The sequence below is a fragment of the Pseudomonas alvandae genome (assembly GCF_019141525.1).
Classification (GTDB): domain Bacteria; phylum Pseudomonadota; class Gammaproteobacteria; order Pseudomonadales; family Pseudomonadaceae; genus Aquipseudomonas; species Aquipseudomonas alvandae.
The window spans coordinates 4,593,588-4,612,791 of the sequence record NZ_CP077080.1 but is presented as its reverse complement, the minus strand read 5'-3'; the positions used below and the strand labels follow the sequence as shown (position 1 = coordinate 4,612,791).

The 19,204-nt window shown below is 59.5% G+C and carries 20 protein-coding genes; 7 read left to right on the top strand and 13 right to left on the bottom strand.

Annotation, left to right across the window (positions count from 1 at the left end):
• Positions 1-56 precede the first annotated feature (56 nt).
• The 6 genes from KSS97_RS20315 to KSS97_RS20290 all read right to left on the bottom strand — a co-directional run bounded on the left by KSS97_RS20315 (position 57) and on the right by KSS97_RS20290 (position 7,188).
• The gene (locus KSS97_RS20315; RefSeq protein ID WP_217860011.1) at positions 57-3,671 is read right to left on the bottom strand and encodes a transporter substrate-binding domain-containing protein; all 3,615 of its coding nucleotides are present in this window, start codon (positions 3,669-3,671) and stop codon (positions 57-59) included.
• 11 nt (positions 3,672-3,682) lie between these two features.
• Complete coding sequence (locus KSS97_RS20310) at positions 3,683-4,309, bottom strand: response regulator transcription factor (protein WP_030141896.1); 627 nt, start codon at positions 4,307-4,309, stop codon at positions 3,683-3,685.
• Positions 4,310-4,672: 363 nt separating this feature from the next.
• Entirely contained in the window at positions 4,673-6,001 is a 1,329-nt protein-coding gene (locus tag KSS97_RS20305; protein WP_030141897.1) for a deoxyguanosinetriphosphate triphosphohydrolase, read from the bottom strand.
• Between the two features lie 148 nt (positions 6,002-6,149).
• On the bottom strand, positions 6,150-6,485 hold the full coding sequence (locus KSS97_RS20300; RefSeq protein ID WP_217860010.1) for a hypothetical protein: 336 nt from the start codon (positions 6,483-6,485) through the stop codon (positions 6,150-6,152).
• A complete protein-coding gene (locus tag KSS97_RS20295; protein ID WP_030141899.1) occupies positions 6,482-6,871 on the bottom strand; it encodes a phage holin family protein in 390 nt (129 codons plus the stop codon). Before KSS97_RS20295 ends, KSS97_RS20300 begins: the two co-directional genes overlap by 4 nt.
• Positions 6,872-6,873: 2 nt before the next feature.
• The gene (locus KSS97_RS20290) at positions 6,874-7,188 is read right to left on the bottom strand and encodes an ElaB/YgaM/YqjD family protein (protein WP_030141900.1); all 315 of its coding nucleotides are present in this window, start codon (positions 7,186-7,188) and stop codon (positions 6,874-6,876) included.
• Between the two features lie 339 nt (positions 7,189-7,527).
• Between KSS97_RS20290 and KSS97_RS20285 the strand changes: the two genes are divergently transcribed.
• Complete coding sequence (locus KSS97_RS20285; RefSeq protein WP_030141901.1) at positions 7,528-8,736, top strand: ammonium transporter; 1,209 nt, start codon at positions 7,528-7,530, stop codon at positions 8,734-8,736.
• A gap of 6 nt (positions 8,737-8,742) precedes the next feature.
• Here the strand turns inward: KSS97_RS20285 and KSS97_RS20280 are convergent, their stop codons facing one another.
• The gene (locus KSS97_RS20280; RefSeq protein ID WP_198797270.1) at positions 8,743-10,455 is read right to left on the bottom strand and encodes a cation:proton antiporter; all 1,713 of its coding nucleotides are present in this window, start codon (positions 10,453-10,455) and stop codon (positions 8,743-8,745) included.
• A gap of 189 nt (positions 10,456-10,644) precedes the next feature.
• On the opposite strand from KSS97_RS20280, the gene KSS97_RS20275 reads away from it, so the two are divergent.
• The 3 genes from KSS97_RS20275 to KSS97_RS20265 all read left to right on the top strand — a co-directional run bounded on the left by KSS97_RS20275 (position 10,645) and on the right by KSS97_RS20265 (position 12,259).
• On the top strand, positions 10,645-10,884 hold the full coding sequence (locus KSS97_RS20275; protein WP_030141903.1) for a glutaredoxin family protein: 240 nt from the start codon (positions 10,645-10,647) through the stop codon (positions 10,882-10,884).
• 90 nt (positions 10,885-10,974) lie between these two features.
• Entirely contained in the window at positions 10,975-11,295 is a 321-nt protein-coding gene (locus KSS97_RS20270; protein WP_030141904.1) for a transcriptional regulator, read from the top strand.
• Positions 11,296-11,368: 73 nt separating this feature from the next.
• Positions 11,369-12,259: a pseudouridine synthase gene (locus KSS97_RS20265; RefSeq protein ID WP_217860009.1), complete on the top strand. Its 891-nt coding sequence runs from the start codon at positions 11,369-11,371 to the stop codon at positions 12,257-12,259.
• A gap of 76 nt (positions 12,260-12,335) precedes the next feature.
• Here the strand turns inward: KSS97_RS20265 and KSS97_RS20260 are convergent, their stop codons facing one another.
• Both KSS97_RS20260 and mobA read right to left on the bottom strand, forming a co-directional pair.
• Positions 12,336-12,557, bottom strand: a complete 222-nt coding sequence (locus KSS97_RS20260; protein ID WP_030141906.1) for a YgdI/YgdR family lipoprotein — start codon at positions 12,555-12,557, stop codon at positions 12,336-12,338.
• Positions 12,558-12,632: 75 nt separating this feature from the next.
• Positions 12,633-13,235, bottom strand: coding sequence for a molybdenum cofactor guanylyltransferase MobA (mobA, locus tag KSS97_RS20255; protein WP_030141907.1), 603 nt, complete (start codon positions 13,233-13,235; stop codon positions 12,633-12,635).
• 78 nt (positions 13,236-13,313) lie between these two features.
• Between mobA and moaB the strand changes: the two genes are divergently transcribed.
• Both moaB and KSS97_RS20245 read left to right on the top strand, forming a co-directional pair.
• On the top strand, positions 13,314-13,853 hold the full coding sequence (gene moaB, locus KSS97_RS20250) for a molybdenum cofactor biosynthesis protein B (protein ID WP_198797268.1): 540 nt from the start codon (positions 13,314-13,316) through the stop codon (positions 13,851-13,853).
• A 22-nt stretch (positions 13,854-13,875) separates the two neighbouring features.
• The gene (locus KSS97_RS20245) at positions 13,876-15,066 is read left to right on the top strand and encodes a molybdopterin molybdotransferase MoeA (protein ID WP_217862076.1); all 1,191 of its coding nucleotides are present in this window, start codon (positions 13,876-13,878) and stop codon (positions 15,064-15,066) included.
• Positions 15,067-15,127: 61 nt separating this feature from the next.
• On the opposite strand, the gene KSS97_RS28425 is transcribed toward KSS97_RS20245, so the two are convergent.
• Positions 15,128-15,436 (bottom strand): hypothetical protein, encoded by a 309-nt coding sequence (locus KSS97_RS28425; protein WP_225936066.1) that lies wholly within the window; start codon positions 15,434-15,436, stop codon positions 15,128-15,130.
• A 302-nt stretch (positions 15,437-15,738) separates the two neighbouring features.
• Between KSS97_RS28425 and yegS the strand changes: the two genes are divergently transcribed.
• Entirely contained in the window at positions 15,739-16,656 is a 918-nt protein-coding gene (yegS, locus tag KSS97_RS20235) for a lipid kinase YegS (RefSeq protein WP_030141911.1), read from the top strand.
• On the opposite strand, the gene KSS97_RS20230 is transcribed toward yegS, so the two are convergent.
• From KSS97_RS20230 to KSS97_RS20220, 3 genes are all read right to left on the bottom strand, one after another.
• Positions 16,640-17,299, bottom strand: coding sequence for a response regulator (locus KSS97_RS20230; protein WP_030141912.1), 660 nt, complete (start codon positions 17,297-17,299; stop codon positions 16,640-16,642). The two genes, yegS and KSS97_RS20230, sit on opposite strands and share 17 nt — an antisense overlap.
• A complete protein-coding gene (locus KSS97_RS20225; protein ID WP_217862074.1) occupies positions 17,296-18,189 on the bottom strand; it encodes a sensor histidine kinase in 894 nt (297 codons plus the stop codon). Before KSS97_RS20225 ends, KSS97_RS20230 begins: the two co-directional genes overlap by 4 nt.
• A gap of 234 nt (positions 18,190-18,423) precedes the next feature.
• Positions 18,424-18,894: a hypothetical protein gene (locus tag KSS97_RS20220; protein WP_217860008.1), complete on the bottom strand. Its 471-nt coding sequence runs from the start codon at positions 18,892-18,894 to the stop codon at positions 18,424-18,426.
• Positions 18,895-19,204: the final 310 nt, after the last annotated feature.

The window sequence follows — 19,204 nt, the reverse complement described above, 5'->3', positions numbered from 1 at the left end:
TCGGGGGGATCGCCCCCGCTACGCACTGCTGAGCGAACAGCATAGTAAACACTGGGTTATTCTGCCTTGATGATCTCCGTTTGCAGGGCCTGCTCCAGTTCTGTCATTGCCTGTTCGAGGGCCTGGGCATGCCCTTCGATTCGTTCTGGTGCCTGATGACAGGCCAGCTCCAATGCCTCGCAGAGTTGAACCAACGAAGTCGCCTGTACGATGCGGGCGACGCCTTTGATTTTATGGGCTGTCTCGGCCAATGCTCGCCTGTCTCCGTTTTCAGCGGCGTCAAGCAACTCCTGCCGGTCCGAACGGTTGCTGCTGAGCAGTTCCGCCAGCAGGCGTCGCGTCGACACGGGGTTGCCTCCGGTCAGGGCGTGCAGGCATTGCGCGTTGAATGCGTGGGGACGCTTGGCGGGTTTGATCTGGTTCATCCATTGATTCAGCGCGCTCAGACTGATCGGCTTGAACAGGCAATCGTTCATGCCGGCATCCTTGCAACGCTGTCTTTCCTCGGGTTGTGCGTTGGCCGTGAATCCCAGGATGGTGCAGGGCGGTAGCTGATGTTCCGTCTCGCGCAGACGGATCGCCCTGGCGAGTTCGTAGCCGCTCATGATGGGCATGTTGCAATCAGCGATCACCAGGTCGAAATCCCCGTCCAGCCAGGCCTTGAGCCCTTGCTCGCCGTCGTGGCTGAGGTGGTGGTGATGGCCGAGGTATTCCAATTGCTGGGACATCAGCAGGCGATTCGCCGGATGATCGTCCACGACCAGGACGCTCAATGCACAGGCGGCGGTTTCGACCATGGGTTCGGCCTCAGGGTGCGCCGGAGCACCGGGCAAGGCGGTCAATTGCAAGGAGACCCGGACCTGGGTGCCAACGCCTGGCTGGCTGTCCATCCGCAGATCGCCCCCCATCATCCGACAGAGGTGACGGCTGATCACCAGGCCCAGGCCTGCGCCCTTGCGCGCCATCCGGCTGCTGTTATCGGCCTGGGCAAACGGCTCGAACAGCCGCCCCAGGTCCGCCGGGCTGATACCGATGCCGCTGTCGCTGACCTCCAGTTGCATGTGCAGCGTTTCTTCGTGGACGGTTGGCGACAGCTTCACGCTCACCTTGACCTCTCCTTGCTCGGTGAATTTCAGGGCGTTGCTGATCAGGTTCGAGATGACCTGCTTGAATCGCAATGGGTCGATGTGCACGTTCGGATTGCCTTCGGCAGGCTCGAAGTGCAATGACAACGCCAGGTTTTTCTGCCGGGCCAATCCCGCGAACACGCGAATGACCGACTGCAAGAGGGCTCTCAGGTCGACACGTTCGGGCGCCAGGCTCAGATGGCCTGATTCGATACGGGCGATGTCGAGGATATCGCCGATCAGCTCCAGCATGCCGGAGGCCGACTCGTACGCGACCTCTATTGCCGAGCGGTCCACCTGGCCTTTGTCGGCGTGCTTGAGGGCGAGCTCGAGTATGCCGATCACGGCGTTCATCGGCGTGCGGATCTCATGGCTCATGGTCGCCAGGAAGGTACTTTTGGCCCGGTTGGCATTCTCGGCCTGCTCCTTGGCGGCACGCAATTCGTCGAACAACTCTCGCCGTTCGCTGATATCGATCCAGCCGCCGATGATGCCTTGTACTTGAGCGGCCGAATTTCGGTAGGGGAGGATCCAGTGGTAGATCGTGAGCTTCCTGTCACCGATGTGCAGCGGCCGATCAACGATCAGGGGAATGCCTTCGGTCATCACCCGTTGATAGTCCGCCTGGTATTCCTGCGCCTCGAAGGCGTTGCTCATGGCGCCGGGCATGACGTTCTTGCCGATGACGTCCTCGCGTCTTGCATTGAATGTTTCAAGGTAGCTGTCGTTGCAGCTTTGCAGGAAACCGTTGCGGTCCCGCACATAGATCGGGTGGGGCGTGCCGTTGAGCAGGGCGTGCATGAATTCCAGCTGGTCATTGAGCGCCAGCTCTGCCTGTTGACGTTGCCTGATCTGGCGCTGCATGTAGGCATTCCAGGCCAGGGAGAGCAGGAGTAACAGGCCAGCGCCTGCGGCGACCTGCAGGAACACGCGGTTATAGGTGCGCCAGGCCACTTCCGACGCCGGGACGTAGCCACGCCAACGGTTGTTGATGACGCCCAACTCGTCCGGGTCGATGCTGGTCAAGGCTTTGTCGAGGATGGAATTGAGCTCCGTGGCATTTTTTCCAACGGCCAGGGAAAACATTGCCTGCTGGGTGCCCACGGTGCTGCTGATTTGCAAGGTGTCCCGCAAGGTATGGGAGGACATGAAGTAATTGGCCATGACCAGGGAGTTCACGCTGCCATCGGCTTGCCCTTGGGCGACTAACTGGACGGCGTGCAGCGAGTCGATGGTTTCGATTATTTGCAGGCCCGGGTACTGGCTGCGTAGCCAATCGATGACGGGGTTGCCTTTGGCGATCGCCAGGCGCTTGCCCGCGAACTGGTCCAGTGTCGCCGGGGTATCGGACTGCTTGCGCGTCAACAGGACGAAGGAACTGTCCATGTAGGGACGGCTGAATCTCAGCAGTCGTTGCCGTTCGCGGCTGGGCGAGAGCGCGGCAATGACGTCCGCCTGGCCGTTCAGGACTGCGGCGATCATGCCGTCGTCTGTCCCGTGGCGCTGGATGTCCAGGCGCAGGCCGGTACGCAGCCTGACCCGTTCCAGCAAGTCGGCGCTGATGCCGCGAAAATCGCCGTCCGGATCGAAAAAGGTAAACGGGGCGAACGTTTCGTTCACGGCCACTCGGACTGTGGGGTGCTGGGCCAGCCAGCGCTGTTCGCGGTCGGTCAGTTGTATCTTGTGATCCGTGAGGTACAGATCGCTGCCGGCACTCCAGCGCTTGGAAATTGCCGCTTGTTCAGCGATGGGGGTCTGGTTGAGCGTGGCGTTGATGATGTCCAGCAATCGGGTTTCGTCGTGGCGCAGCGCGAAGGCGAATCCGGACGACTCATGTTTGGCGAAGCTGGCCATGCGGATGTTGCTCAAGTACCCCTTGTTGATCATGTAATGGGTGGAAATGGTGTCGCCGAGAAATACATCGGCCTGCCCGAAGGCGACTGCGTTGATGGCGTTCTGGTAGGAGGGGTAGGCGATGACAGACGCTTTGGGGTACAGCTTTTCGATTTCGTGCAGGGGCAGGTAGTGATAGACCATGCTCAACCGCAGCCCTTCGAGATCGTCGGTCAGGGGCCGGTTTTCACTCGTCCGGGTGACCAGGACCGGTTGATCCACGGCATAGGGAGTCGACAGGACGATGCCGGTGGTTCGGGCTTCGAAACCGTTGGCACTGCCGAGCAGGTCGATTTGCCCCTGCTTGAGCGCGGTAATGGCCGCCTCGCGGGAGGCGAAGCGCAGGACTTTCATTGGCAGGCCGGTCGCTTTGGCGATGAGGCCCGCATAATCGGCGGTCATGCCTTCATAGTCGCGCCCGCTGGTGGAAAGGTCGAAGGGCGGGTAATCCGGCGCGGAAGTTCCGAGGACCAATTCCTGGCGACCTTGCAGCCAGGTTCGTTGGGTCTCGTCGAGACGGATTTCGATAGGATCCGTCGTCGCGCGACTCAATAGCGCGTAGCGCTGGGGCATATTCGGCGTCGCCATGAGCATCTGCGCATATAACCCTGCGCCTAACAGCAGAAGATAGTTGCTTATGCGATTGAACATCTGATTGTTTCTCACACCAGCGAGTTTCGCTTTGCCATTTCAATCAGGTCTACCAACGACTTAACTTTAAGTTTTTGCATGAGCCGTTTTTTATAGGTGCTGACTGTTTTATTGCTCAGGAACATGCCCTTGGCTATTTCCTTGTTGGTGCGGCCTTGGGCAAAAAGTTGCAGAACCATCAACTCGCGGTCATTGACACTCTTGAAAAGATCCAGCTCGATACTGCGGGGATCGTCATGAGCGACGGGCGTCAGCGCCTGGCTGGGAAAATAGTTATAGCCGGACAGTACGGCTTTTATTGCGCTGACGAGTTCGCTGAGATCTTCCTGTTTGCAAACGTAGCCGGAGGCGCCGGATTGCATGCAGCGAATGCCAAAGAGCGTAGGGGATTGAGCCGTCAGCACCAATGTCTTGAGCGGCGTGGTCATGGCATTGAAGCGTGAAAGAATTTCCAGTCCGTCAAGTTTGGGAATGCTGATATCCAGGATGACCAAGTCGGGCATGCACTCGCGCACCATTTGCATCGCATCGACGCCGTTGTCAGTTTCCCCTACGACTTTATAACCTTCATGCTCCAGCAGCATTCGAACGGCGAGGCGGATGACCGGATGATCGTCGACAATGAAAACGGAGTTCATGAATAAAGTCCCCTGCAAGCTTAAATAAAGCGCGCACCTTAGCCCAGTTAAGGCCAGCTCGTACGAGGAGACGGGGCACGCGTGATCAATTTCAGAACTTTCCTACAAAAAAAGACGCGGGATACCACGATGTACTTAGCCAATTAGTAGGCGGGTAGCGTGGGAAGGGGATGTTTATCTTCTAGCTTGTGTATGTATTTTCAAGTTGTGAAACTAAGCAGGGCTGCAGTTTTCAGCTATTTCCAGCCACTCGCCAGCGTTTTCCAAGCCATTGGAAAGTGTTTATTGAAGAAGCAGTCAAACCACCGATTGCGGGAGCGCAGCCGCTCGCTCCCGCAGGATTCCGGTCGTTGCCGGGTCAGTTCACTGGCGGGTGCGCCCCGTCATTTCCTGGGCCATTTCGCTGGCATAGCTGTCGGTCATGCCTGCGATGAAATCAATCATCCGCAGGAAAGCGCCATGCAGCGGCCCGTCAGGATCGGGGGCGTTGTTGCCCAGCAAATCGAGGATTCGGCGATTCTTGAATGAGGGCGTTCGACCACCGTGTTGTTCCAGGGCGGCGCCGCAAAAACCGTTGAGCAGGATTTCCAGCGTGGTGTAGGCACCGATCTCGTTGAGCGTCTTGCGCTTGTCCTGGAATATTTTCTTGCGGGCCATGTCCTTGGCATTCAACACGCAGCGCTTGGCCGGCCCGTGCATGTGTTCCACGAGGTCGCCCTGCAGTGTGCCGGCAAGCAGCGCATCCTGTTGTTCGACGAACGCACGGGCGGCGGCGTTGGTCAGGTGTTCGATGGCCTTGCCGCGCAGGATAGCCAGCTTTCGTCGCCTGGAATCCAATGGTCCAAGCTGGCGATAGGTTTCCGGCAGATCGTCTCCGACCAGGTCCAGCAGCAGCGATTCCACCTGCGAATATTCCAGCAGGTCCATTTCCACACCGTCTTCCAGGTCGATCAGCGCGTAACAGATGTCATCGGCGGCCTCCATCAGGTAGACCAGCGGATGCCTTGCCCAGCGCTGATCCTCGATCTGCGGCAGGCCAAGTTTGTGGGCGATTTGCTCCAGAAGCGGCAATTCGCTCTGATAGCAGCCGAACTTGTGCTTCTTGTAGCCCAGTGAGTCGGCGTGACGGGCTGTCCAAGGGTATTTCAGGTAAGTGCCCAAGGTTGCATAGGTGAGCCGGGTGCCACCGTCGAACTGATGATATTCAAGCTGGGTGAGAACCCGGAATCCCTGGGCGTTGCCTTCGAAATTCAGGAAGTCGTTACGCTCGGCCTCGCTCATCGCATCAAGCCAGCCACGCCCTGCGGCCTGTTGGAACCAATAGCGGATGGCGTCCTCGCCGGAATGGCCGAACGGCGGGTTGCCGATATCGTGGGCCAGGCAGGCCGATTGCACGACCATGCCCAGGTCGCTGGGTTCACACCAGTCTGGCAGGGCGCTGCGGATGGTCTCTCCGACGCGCATGCCGAGCGAACGACCGACGCAGCTGACCTCGAGCGAATGGGTCAGGCGCGTATGGATATGATCGTTGCTGGACACCGGGTGCACCTGGGTCTTGCGCCCAAGGCGACGGAATGCACCGGAGAAGATAATGCGGTCATGGTCTTTGTGAAATGGACTGCGGCCCAGTTCTTCCGGACTGTGCAGCGTTTTTCCCAGGCGTTCGCGAGTCAGCAGGGTGTGCCAATCCAAGGCCGGTTGCTCCGTTTGTTGAGTCGATGCCCTAGCTTCCCGGTTCGCGCGGTGTCCTGCAAGGCCCGAGGGATGCGATCAGTTGTGCCAGAGTGTTGCGTTGACAGTCGAATCGGGCCGTTCGATGAGAAAGGCCCGTCGAGCAGCATCAGGGTTTACGCGCACTCTTGGCCAGCTTGATCAGCGGAAGCAGCGTCGTTGCCAGCCGGATCAGGCGCGACAAGCCCCCAGGACGGCCGCGTCGGGTTCGCTTGCCGCCGAGGAAACCCAGCAAAGTGACTGCGGCAACGCCCCAAAGCGAGGCATGCTTGAGCCCGAAGCCCTCATGCCAACTTTGCGTAAACCCCCGCACCCGTTGCAGCGGGTGCAGGAGTTGCCGCGTCTCCTGGCGGATTTCCTGGCGGTGCATCTCCATGCGCAAACGCACCAGCGCCTTGCGCATCTCCTGCCGGGTACGGGCTTGGGGAATATCGGGCAGGCTCATGGCAACAGGCGCTCCCGGTCATTGGCCAATTCTTCGAGAGTGGCGTGGAAAGGTGAGGATTCGTCGTAGATCGCAGCCTTGAGTCGAAGCCCGCAGAACAACGCCGCCAGCAGGTAAAACAGGCAAAGGCCAATGATCCCTGCCAGGCGGTAGGTGTCCCACACCAGAATCAGCACGAGTGCCGACAGGCCAACCAGCAGCAGCAAGGCAAAAACCAGCGCCAGGCCGGCAAATAGCAACAGGCTGACGGTACGGGCCTTCTGTTCCTGCAATTCGATGCCGAACAATTCGACGTGGCTGTGCAGCAAGCCGAGGAACGCCGCGCCCAGGCGTCGTGCGGTAGGTCTTGTGCCCGTTTCGGGCGAGCCGGATTCGTCGATACCCATCATTAGCGCCGTGTCGCCAGCAATCCGATCAAAAAGCCAACGCCTGCGGCAATACCAACCGATTGCCAGGGATTGGCCTGTACATATTCTTCGGTGGCGATCACGGCGGCCTGGCCGCGCTCGCGCACGGATTCTTCGGTCAGCTTGAGCGTCTCGCGGGCGCGCAGCAGGGTTTCGTGGATCTGGCTGCGCAGTTCGTCAGCCTGGTCGCCCGCCAGCGTCGCGGTGTGATCCAGCAGTCGCTCGGTATCGCTGACCAGCGTCTGAAAGTCTTCCATCAGCGTTTCTTGAGCAGTCTTTGCCTGGGTTCTGGCCATGGGTGGATCTCCGTAGGTGGCGTCTGAAGCGTTCGAGTATGAGCCATGCAGGAAGGTTCAGTGAAACTGACTGGTACAACTTTTGCTCGGCTTTTTGCCATGTACTGGTGCGTGAGCCCGCGCCAGTGCGCTGAAGCTGGGCGAGCGCCCTAAAACCTTGATCCAGAAAATCAAAAAACGCGAAGCACGACGAAGCAGGGCATCGATTCGCCAATTGTCATGCACCAAAGCGGTTCGATCACCTTCGACAGGCTGGTGGATTGTTTTAATTTGGTGCGCTGACGGCGCGAAATGAACCGCTTCGGTGCTTTTTCAACTTTTTCAGGTCTGCCAATCACCATGGAAAATATGCAAAGCGCCGTGGACAGTCTGGTCCATAGTTCCAACACGCTGTTCATCCTGCTCGGTGCTGTCATGGTCTTGGCCATGCATGCCGGGTTTGCGTTCCTGGAAGTCGGGACGGTCCGGCAAAAAAACCAGGTCAACGCGCTATCAAAGATCCTCAGTGATTTTGCTGTCTCGACCCTGGCCTATTTTTTCATCGGTTATTGGGTTTCCTATGGCGTGACGTTTGTGCAACCGGCGGCGGCCCTTGCTGCGGACCACGGCTATGGCCTGGTGAAGTTTTTCTTCTTGCTGACATTTGCCGCTGCGATCCCGGCCATTATCTCCGGTGGAATAGCCGAGCGAGCCCGCTTCGCGCCGCAACTGTGCGCCACGGTGCTGATCGTGGCGTTTGTCTATCCCTTTTTCGAAGGCGTGGCCTGGAACGGCAACTTCGGCTTGCAAGCTTGGCTGCAGAGCCATTTCGGTGCCGGTTTCCACGATTTTGCCGGTTCCGTGGTGGTCCATGCCATGGGTGGCTGGCTGGCGTTGGCCGCTGTACTTCTGCTCGGACCGCGTAACGGGCGTTACCGGGACGGGCGACTGGTGGCATTCGCCCCGTCGAGCATTCCGTTCCTGGCGTTGGGTTCGTGGATCCTGATCGTCGGCTGGTTCGGCTTCAACGTGATGAGCGCCCAGACCTTGCCCGGTGTGAGCGGGTTGGTGGCGGTCAATTCCTTGATGGCGATGGTGGGCGGGACCGTGGCGGCGTTGATTGTCGGGCGCAACGACCCGGGCTTCCTGCACAACGGACCGTTGGCTGGCTTGGTGGCGGTTTGCGCGGGCTCCGACTTGATGCATCCGATTGGAGCGCTGGCGACCGGCGCGATTGCCGGCGCTCTGTTTGTGTGGTGTTTCACAGCGGCCCAGGGCAAATGGAGAATCGACGACGTACTGGGTGTCTGGCCGTTGCATGGGCTATGCGGTGTCTGGGGCGGTATCGCCTGCGGGATCTTTGGCCAGCAGGCCTTGGGCGGCCTGGGCGGGGTGAGCCTGGCCAGCCAACTGATCGGTACGGCACTAGGCGTGGGGATTGCGCTGATCGGCGGGTTCGCGGTGTACGGGGCGATCAAGGCTTTGTTGGGGCTGCGTCTGACCCAGGAAGAAGAGTATTACGGCGCCGACCTGTCGATCCACAAGATCGGCGCGGTGAACGTGGACTGACCGGTATCACGGCTCCTTGTCCTGGTTGCCCGGATAAAATCCGTGCAGGAGCCCATAACGCTCGTGGCGGACTTGATCGACATGATGCCGGACTCGCTGTTCAGGCAACCCGAGCATGATCAGCGCGTGGGACGCCAGCATCAGGCTGGACTCCAGCAGTTCCGGGACCACTTCGGTGGCTCCGGCGGCCTGCAATTCGGCCAGTTGACTGTCGTCGCGGGTGCGCACCAGGACAGGTACGTGCGAATTCACCCGCCGGACCTCCTTGAGTACCGTCATCGCGATGTCTGTCTTGTCCACCGCGATCACCACCAATCGCGCGCGACCGAGCCCGACCGCGGTAAGCAGGTCCGCTCGGCGTGAATCGCCATAATGCACGCAATGTTCGCCCGCAGTGGCTTCCCGGATGATGACTGGGTCGTCGTCCAGGGCGACGAATTCCAGCCCCTCGCGGCGTAGGAAACGCCCAATGGACTGGCCGACGCGACCATACCCGCAAATCACCACGTGGCCTGACAGGCCTGCATTGCGTTCGCTGATCTGCTCCAGTTGCGCTTCTTCGTTGGGTTTGCGGTGCAGCCGGGCAGCTATGCCTGGCGCGGCGCGGAGGAATAATGGAGTCACCAGCATCGAGCAGAATGTCGCGGCCAGTAGCAGGCCACCGATATCGGCGGGCATGAAGTGGTTCTGTTGCATCAGGGCCATCAGGGCGAAACAGAACTCGCCACCCTGGGCCAGGGCCAGGCCGCTGCGCCAGGCCGTTTCGCCATCGCTGCCGCGCCATTTCACCAGTGCGGCCACCACGCAGCCCTTGATGGTCATCAGGCCGAGGGTCAATCCGAGGATCAGCAGGCCATCGTCCATGAACAATTGCAGGTCGATCAGCATGCCGATGCTGACGAAGAACAACCCGAGCAGGATGTCGCGGAACGGGCGTATGTCCGCCTCGATCTGGTGCCGGTAATGGCTTTCACCCAAAAGCATCCCAGCCAGGAACGCTCCCAGGGCCGGTGACAGGCCGAGCAGGTGGGTAAGCCACGCCGTGAGCAGCACGATCACCAGGGCCAGCAAAACGAAGAGCTCGGCGGAGCGGGATGCCGCCACTTCATGGAACAGGCGCGGCAGCAGCAGCCGGCTGGCCAGCAACAGGCCGCCGAACAGCACCAGCGTCTTGCCCAGGGTCAAGGGCAACGCCCAATACCAGGCGTCGTCACTGTTACCTGCAAACACAGGCACCAGGGTCAAAAGCAATACCGCGACGACGTCCTGGAACAGCAGCACCCCGATCGCGTTCTGGCCGTGGCTGCTGAAGATCTCTCCCAGGCTGGACAGCTCCTTGCTGACAATGGCCGTAGAAGACAGTGCCAGTCCTGCGCCGAGTAGCAGTGCCGCCGCCAGCGGAGCGCCACTGCCTGCCAGCAGCACGCCCAGCAGCGCGGCTGAGCAGAGAACTTGCAGGCTTCCAAGGCCAAACACGACCCGACGCAGTTCGAGCATCTTCGACAGCGAGAACTCCAGCCCCAACGAAAACAACAGGAAAACCACCCCAAGCTCGGCCAGGTCTGGCAGCTCTTCGCTGTCATTCACCCAGTCCAGCGCGGTGGGCCCGACAGCCAGGCCGACGCACAGATAGCCCAGCACCGGTGGCAGGCGCAGGCGCCTGAACAGGGCAATGACCACCAGGGACGAGGCGAGAATGATCAGCAGGTTGGCGAACAAGAGAAACTCCGTTTCAAGGTTTACGAGACCCAGCGTAGAACAGAAAAAACACCGAGCATCACTTGAAAAGCATTTGGGCTCAGTGATTTGCGTCAGCGTTTTACCGAAACAAACTGCGACATGGTACCCGGCTCGACGGTTGCGTGGGGCGGGCCTAGAATGGCGATCTGTCTTTTTGGGGTACCTGCCATGACACCGGAATGCCAGCTGTTCGGCACCCTGGGTTGCCATCTGTGTGAAGTCGCCGAGGGTGTGTTGATGCCTTTCGTCGAACATGGATTGTTGGTGGAACTGGTTGATATTGCCGAGAGCGATGTCTTGTCCGAAGCCTACGGGCTGCGCATTCCCGTGTTGCGCAGGATCGACACGGGTGCGGAACTGGATTGGCCGTTCGACGATCCTGACCGGGTTGCTTCATTCCTGCGTTGACGCCTTCCATCGGCTGGACCTGCATGCCGTCATTGGCGAAAGGGTGTTCTTCGGTTACTGTATGTCCATACAGCTACTGGAGTGCAACCCTTGGTCAATGTCGAGCAATTGAAAAACAGCGTGAACCGGATGTCCGTGGACGTTGTACGCGAAGCGGTACTGGAGTTGCGTCTGGACGGTCTGGTCACGGAGGGCAAGACACCTTTCAACAAGCTGCACTTCAATACCTGTTTCGCCGAGATAGAAGCGCTGTTCCAGCGCGCCGGCTACCACAAGCAACTGGATGTGGTGGGATATCAGGGCCTCTTGTATGCCTTGTACGATCCGGGGCGCTGGGAGGCGGTCGAAGTGCTGCGCTGGTTGAAGGAATTCACCGAAGCCGCTGCAAGGCGGACAACGGTCTCCGCCTGAGCCAAGTATCGCTGGGCTGGCGTAGATGACTGTCGGATAATGCCGGCCCCAGCAAAAAGGTAAAGAGTCTTCAATGCCCGGTTCATCGTTTTCCGCAGCTCATCAGCAGGCCAGCACTTTGTACCTGCCGCCCGGTGCCTGGCAGACCGTGCTGGAATGCCTCTGCGAGCATTTCAGTGCGATCAGCCGTGAGCAATGGCTGGACCGGATTGCACGGGGCCGGGTGCTGGACGGGGAGGGGAAGGCGATCCGTGCCGATCTGCCATACCGTGAAGGCCTTCGCATCCACTATTTTCGTGAAGTGCCCGATGAAAAACCGATCCCGGTGCTCGAGTCGATCCTCTATGCCGACGAGCACTTGGTGGTGGCAGACAAGCCGCATTATCTCCCTGTCACTCCGGCGGGCGAATATGTCGAGCAGACCTTGTTGCGGCGATTGATCCGTCGGCTGGATAACCCGCATCTGGTGCCCCTGCACCGTATTGATCGGCACACGGCCGGGCTTGTGCTGTTTTCAGCCAACCCGCAGACCCGTTCGATCTATCAATCGTTGTTTCCGACACGCCGAATCGAAAAAAGCTACCAGGCGATTGCGCCCGCGTTGCCTGGATTGAGTTTTCCCCGCGTGCATGAGAGCCGGTTGGTCGATGGCGAGCCGTTTTTCCGAATGCAGGAGGGGGCGGGCGCACCCAATACCGAGACGGCCATCGACGTGCTGGAAAAAAACGGTGACCTGTGGCGCTATGGACTGTATCCGGTCACCGGTAAAAAACATCAGTTGCGCGTGCATATGAATGCCTTGGGCGCACCTATCTGTAACGATCCGTTCTACCCCGATGTGATTCGGGATGCCCAGGATGACTACTCCAATCCGCTCAAGTTGCTGGCCCAAGAATTGCGTTTCGTCGATCCGGTCACGAATCAGGATCGGTTTTTTGAAAGCAACATTACGCTTCAGTGGTAGCCATTGCGTTTTCGACAGGCAAAAAAAAGCCCGCAATCAATGCGGGCTTTTCTGTATCTGGCTGTGACGTTGAAGATTACAGATCTTTAACGGTACGAACCTGGTCCTTGTTCACGCGAGTCTGCTTGCCGTCCAGTTGCTCAAATTCGTAGAAGCCGCTCTCTTCATCGTATTTAGGCGTGTCGACGGCCTGGATTTCGCGACCGTCATTCAAGGTGATCACTGTTGGCGATGCGCACCCGGCGAGAGTGGCGAGGCCCAGCGCGAGCATGAAAGTAGCGAGGGTCCGTTGGTTCATGGTGTTTCTCCGAAATGGATTCTTCAAGTTACTGACCTTCAGACGTATACATCGCGCGCAAGTTCCTGGCTAGTGTCAATCTGACACGCCTTTGTGCTGGGCGAGGAGTTCCGGCGTGTTGAGATTGGCCAGTCGGGGATCGTTGGATGGGCATTGCAAGGCGACTGCTTGCAGCGTGCGCATGATGCGACCGGGGCTGCGTTCTCCATCGCTCCAGGCTTGTTCGAAAGTGGCTGACAAGGCGCGGGGAATGATGCAAAGCAGCGGCTCCCAATGTTCGCCGTGACGCACCATCAGTGGTTTGTCAGGATGTTTGCTGGCCGTTTCGCGCATGCTGTCCAGCAGACTCGAGTCGATTTGCGGTACGTCGCACGGCAACACCAGCAGATAAGGATGCTTCGCTGCCTTGAGACCAGCCCTGATTCCAGCCAGCGGGCCCGGAAAGTCACCTTCATCGTCATGAACCAACTGGTCGGCATACGATGCGTAGCGCTCCAGGTTGCGGTTGCAGGAAATGATCAGGTCGTCGCTCAGGGTGCGGGTTTGCCGATGAAGGTGGGCAATCAACGGTTCACCTCGCCACTCCAGCAAGCCCTTGTCCTGCCCACCCATGCGTTGACCGCGTCCGCCAGCGAGGAGCAGCACGGAGCAAGGTGGCAGGGCATTATTCGAGGTCATCGGGTGTCTCCGCACGGGCGAAAAAATGGGACGCTGTGATATAACACCAGGCTGTTTCCCCTACAACTGGACGAGCCTATGAAAGCCAAGGCTGATGTACCTTTCGTGCCGCTCAATGTCGCGGTGCTGACTGTCAGTGATACCCGTACCCTGGAAACCGACACCTCGGGCCAGGTCTTTGTCGATCGCCTCAGGGAGGCAGGGCACAACCTCGCGGCACGGGTGTTGCTCAAAGATGATTTGTACAAGATCAGGGCGCAAGTTGCCGCCTGGATCGCCGACGATGTCGTGCAAGTGGTGTTGATCACTGGCGGTACCGGCTTTACCGGGCGCGACAGCACGCCGGAAGCCGTTGCGTGTCTGTTGGACAAGCAGGTCGATGGTTTCGGCGAGCTGTTCCGGCAGATTTCCGTCGCGGACATCGGTACCTCCACGGTCCAGTCGCGGGCACTGGCCGGCCTGGCCAACGGGACGCTGGTGTGTTGCCTGCCCGGCTCGACCAATGCGGTGCGCACGGGATGGGACGGAATCCTGGCCGAGCAGCTCGACGCGCGGCATAGGCCGTGCAATTTCGTGGCCCATTTGAAACAGGCGGCACCTTGTGAATCCCGTGGGTAAACCGGGCAAGACGGGTGCCTTGATGGCCGTCGAGGTCGCCTTGGAGCGCTTGCTCGAGATGGCGGCCGCCACGCCCATCGTCCAGCACGAGCGAGTGTCGTTGACCGAGGCCCAGGGAAGAGTGCTGGCGGAGGATCTGGTCTCGACGCTCGACCTCCCGCCATGGCCCAACAGCGCCATGGACGGTTACGCCTTGCGCCTGGCTGACTGGGATGGTGAAACACCGCTGGTGATCAGCCAGCGGATTTTTGCCGGGCAATCTCCGGACCCCCTTGCCGCTGGCACCTGTGCGCGGATCTTTACGGGGGCGCCGATCCCGATGGGCGCCGATTGCGTCGAGATGCAGGAAAACGTCATCGTCGAAGACGACCAGCGGGTGCGGTTTACCCAGCCCATGGCCAGCGGGCAGAACATCCGTCCCCAAGGACAGGAAACAACCGTTGGAGAGCAGGTTCTCGGCGCCGGCACTCGCCTGGGGCCGATTGAGTTGGGGCTTGCGGCATCCTTGGGGCGTGCATCGCTGGACGTGATACGCAGGGTGCGAGTTGCTGTGCTGTCCACCGGTGATGAGCTGGTAGAGCCCGGCCAGCCCCTGGGGCCGGGGCAGATTTATAACAGTAATCGCGTATTGCTCTGTGGTTGGTTGCAACGCCTGGGTTGTGATGTGGTCGATGCGGGTATCCTGCCTGATGACCTGGCCACGACTCGCACCTGCCTGGCTCAACTATCGGACGTCGACCTGATTCTTTCCACGGGCGGTGTATCGGTGGGGGAGGCGGATTTCCTGGGCATTGCGTTGCGTGAAGAAGGAGAGTTGACGCTCTGGAAGCTCGCCATCAAGCCGGGAAAACCGCTGACGTTCGGGCATTTTCGCGGCGTGCCGGTGATTGGCCTGCCTGGAAACCCTGCCTCGACCCTGGTGACCTTCGCCCTGTTGGCGCGGCCTTATCTGTTGCGTCGCCAAGGGGTTCAGGCGGTGTCGCCTCTCAAGTTCCAGGTGCCCGCCGGTTTCGTCTGGACGAAGGCAGGCAATCGGCGCGAGTTCTTGAGAGGACGCATCGAAAATGGTCGAGCCATCATTTATCGCAACCAGAGCTCCGGTGTCCTGCGTAGTGCCGCCTGGGCCGAAGGGCTGGTAGAGGTCCTCGAAGGAAGGACGCTGGCTGAAGGCGATATCGTCAGTTTCATCCCCTTGAGCGAAGTCCTGGACTAGTCCGGCAATCGCCAACGTGCTGCGGCCCGATTCTATATCGGGTCTCTACGCGCTGTTGCCTTTATCGCGACAGCAGCATCACCAACTGATCGAAACGATTGTTCGCGACCCACCCCAGCAGCCCGACCACGACTGCCGCCGCACCCGCCAGATAGGCAAGGCGGTGTCGTACGGCCTTGACGTCGATACGGATTTCATCCATGTCCCTTCGGATGTATTTGAGGTGGGCTTCCAATTCAACGACGCGCGGTTCCAAATCAATTCCTCCAACGGGATTACTGCAACGTTTGCATTCGCTTTTGAGATCGGCCGGTTCGTTCCCGAAGGACGCGAGGTGGCGGGGTGACAGCTTGTATTCATGGCTATGCATGGAGCATTTCCTCCCTGTCGCCATGATTTCTTGAGCGCGTGAGCGGGCCCCAGGGGGCCGTGACATATCCATCCATGGGTTACACATCCTTGTCTGATGGTTGTTTAGAGGTTCAGCACAACACCCCGTCAAGGTGTCTCAATACGGTTAGAGGGTCAATTGAGCTGATTCGCCAAGTCTTGTAAGAAAATTCTTGGAATCGAGAAATTGATCAGGTTTGTTGCGGATATTGCCCATGTCCGGGGCTATTTCCAGCGAATGAGCGGTCCCATTTCCTGAACCTTCCAATGACGGAGACAACGATGAGCAAAGGCAAGGCGCTATTGATCCTGCACGGCAAGCAAGCGCTCAACGAAGAGGTTCGCGCGGCAGTGATGCTCAAGCGCAAACAAGGCTGGGACTTGGCAGTGCGGTTGACGTGGGAAGCGGGCGATGCCCGGCGGTGTGTGGATGAGGCCCTGGACGCGGGTTATAACCGATTGATCGCTGGCGGCGGGGACGGGACCTTGCGCGATATTGCCGAAGCCATTGCCCAGCAATCCGGCGACGCCAGCCTGGTATTGCTGCCTTTGGGTACCGCGAATGATTTTGCCCGGGCCGCCGGTGTGCCGCTGGAACCGGATCGCGCCTTGGACCTGCTGGATATCACGCCGCGGGCGGTCGATCTTGGTGAGGTTGGCGGGCAGATTTTTCTGAACATGGCCACGGGTGGTTTCGGTAGCCAGGTGACGGCGAACACCTCCGAGGACCTGAAAAAAATCCTCGGCGGCGCCGCCTATCTGTTCACCGGCTTATCGCGCTTCAGCGAATTGAGCGCAGCCTATGGCGAGCTGCAGGGGCCCGGTTTTCATTGGCGGGGCGATCTGTTGGCGCTGGGCATTGGCAATGGCCGGCAGGCCGGAGGAGGGCATTTGCTGTGTCCGGAGGCGCTGGCGGACGATGGCTTGCTCGATATCAGTATTTTGCCGGCGCCTCAGGAAGTGGTGAGTACGCTCAAGGATTTGCTGGCCGGTGGGCTGGGCATCGACAACATGTTCGTGCGAGCACGCTTGCCGTGGGTGGAAATCAAGGTGGCCCAAGGCCTCGACATCAATCTGGACGGCGAACCGTTGCAAGTAGACGACCTGCGTTTTACGGTTCGCCCCCAAGCGCTACGTGTACATCTGCCCGCCGATTCGCCTCTGCTGGGAGGCTCGACGAAGCTCAATCGTCCAGGCTGATGATCTGCTCGCGCACGGCAAACAAGACCAACCCGGCCACGTCGTGGATCTGCAGGCGCTTCATGATCTGAGCCCGATGGGTTTCCACCGTCTTGATGCTCAGGCTCAGGCCGTTGGCGATTTCCCGGGTGGACTTGCCGCGAACGATCAGTCGCAGGATTTCCAGCTGGCGTGCCGTCAGGTTGTGGGTCTGGGCAGGATCGGGCTGATATTTTTGAACGCGGGTCAGGGCCTGGTTGATCACGGTGTGGGCAATGGCCGGGCTCAGGTAGCGTTCGTCGTTGCGCAGGGCTTCCAGCGCGTGGCCCAGTTCGGTGGGGGTCGTGTCCTTGAGCAGGTAGCCGTGCGCTCCTGATTCCAGCGCCTGCATGATGAGTGCGGGGTCGGTGTGCATGGACAGGATCAGGACCTTGCTGTGGGGACGTACTCGCTTGAGTTGCTGCAAGGCTTGCAGGCCGCTGGTGTCTTTCATGGAAATATCCAGCAGCACGATGTCGGGATTGAGCCGTTCCACCAGCTCCAGCAACTGCGAGCCGTCATTGGCTTCGCCGACAACGGCGTAGCCAGGCAGGTCCAGGACCAGGGCGCGCACACCTGCACGGATAAGCGAATGGTCATCTACCAAAAGCAAATTACAAGTCAATGGAGAACCTTATTCTTGCTGGCCCGCTCCAGGACGCGGGGCGCCCAGGGAAAACGAGCTTCGATATGCGTGCCTTTGCCGGCCTCGCTGACTACTTTGAGCGTGCCGCCCAGTTGCTCGACCCGCTCCGACATGCCGGCCATGCCGCGTTGTCCTTCGCGGGCTGGATGGTCGGCTGGGACAAATCCCTGGCCGTCGTCGCTGATCACTAATGTCAAACCTTCGGGCAGCCGTTGCAGGCGCACGAGGAGATTCTTTGCCTGGGCGTGGCGCAGAATGTTGGTGATAGCTTCCTGGGTGATGCGAAAGGCGGCGACGGTCATTTCTTCCGGTATGCCGGTCATGCGCTGCTGGCAGTCGAGGCTCCAGTTCACGGACGTATTGGCCAGTGTCTTGAGCAAATGCGCACGCAGGCTGGCTTCCAGGCCCAGGCTGGTCAATTGCCTCGGATTGAGAATCGCCGACACATCGCGCACCTTGTTCAGGGTCTCGTCGAGCGTTTCGCTGAGGACAGAGCATTGGTCTTGCAGCTCTTGCGGCATGCGGCGCTTGAGCCATTCGCTCTGCAGCTTGGCCGCGGTCAGCAACTGGCCAATGTCATCGTGCAATTCGCGACTGAGTCGATGGCGTTCGTTTTCCTGGACTTCCAGAAGTCGATCGGCCAGTTCCTGCGGCTGGAACTTGATCGACTTGCGCGACAGTCGATACTGGATCCAGACGCAGGCCAAGACCGCCATGTTCAGTGCCAGCAAGCTCAGCGGCACCGTCATGGCCGACCAGTAGGCCAACAGGCTGCCGACGGTCGAGCAGATGCACAGCAAAAGTGTGAGCCGACGGGCGTTTTCTCGGGAGGGTGGCCAGGAGGTAAATGACTTGAAGCTGGCGTACATAACGGATGGAGCCAATGGATGTTCGCTGCGGGCAGGCCAGTCAGCGAATCTGACGGGCCGGGTCGGGTAAAAGGTTCAGGTCCAGGACGGCTTCGGTTGGCGGCTTTTGGCGCGGCGGTTCGAAGTGACTGACGGAAGACATAGTACCACTTCAAATATCGTTGGTCGCGCTCGGCTTGGTGGTAGCAAAGCTCGGTGAGCCGGGCACTTGGCTGGCTGCCATGACGGGCGGTTTCATGCTTGTTTCTGAGCGTAGGGTACCAGCGCCAGCGGGCGTGGAGTTTGCAGCGCCTGGCAAGGATTCTGGCCCACCTGGAACGCAAACGCTTCGATCAGGGAGGTTTGTTCGCTGCTGTCCAGGCTCAATTTGCCTGTGGTGTGGTCAACCAGTTCGAGTTGCCAGGCCATCAGTGTGAAGCAGTCTTTCAATGCGCCCAACGCCTGGTCGTGCAACTCCATGCGATTTTGCGCATGGGTGAGCAGGCCATGGATATGCAATGAAAAATCCGAAACGGCCTCCAACGCCAGGGCATCGGCCTTGTTTGCCAATTTCAGCAACGTGCTGAGCATGCAATCAATGGCGTCCTTGTCGTTGTTGATCAGTTGCAGGTGGCTCAGGCATTCCTCCGACTTGGCCAAGAGCGTCTCGGCTTCGGTCAGGAACTCTGGAAGGCGCTGGCTCCAGTTCTTGCGATCGTTCGGCATGCTTATCTCCACAACATCATGTCAGGCGAAAGTAAATCGCGTGTGGCGAACGCTGGATCCCATGGCCGTGAACGAACGACGGCGCCTCGTGCATCCCCGCCGCTTGGCAGAGTCCGGCACGCAAACGATTGCACGGGTGGAATCGGCCCAAAGGCTGGAAGGTCGATGTCCTGTGGTCGCGCACAAAAGCCTGACTCCGTTCAGCAATGAGAATGGCGTCACATTAATGGCTATTGAATAGCGGGAATATCAGGTTGGACCTGATTGTGCCTAGGGGAAACCCTTAGGCAGGGGAACTTTGTCCGCAAAC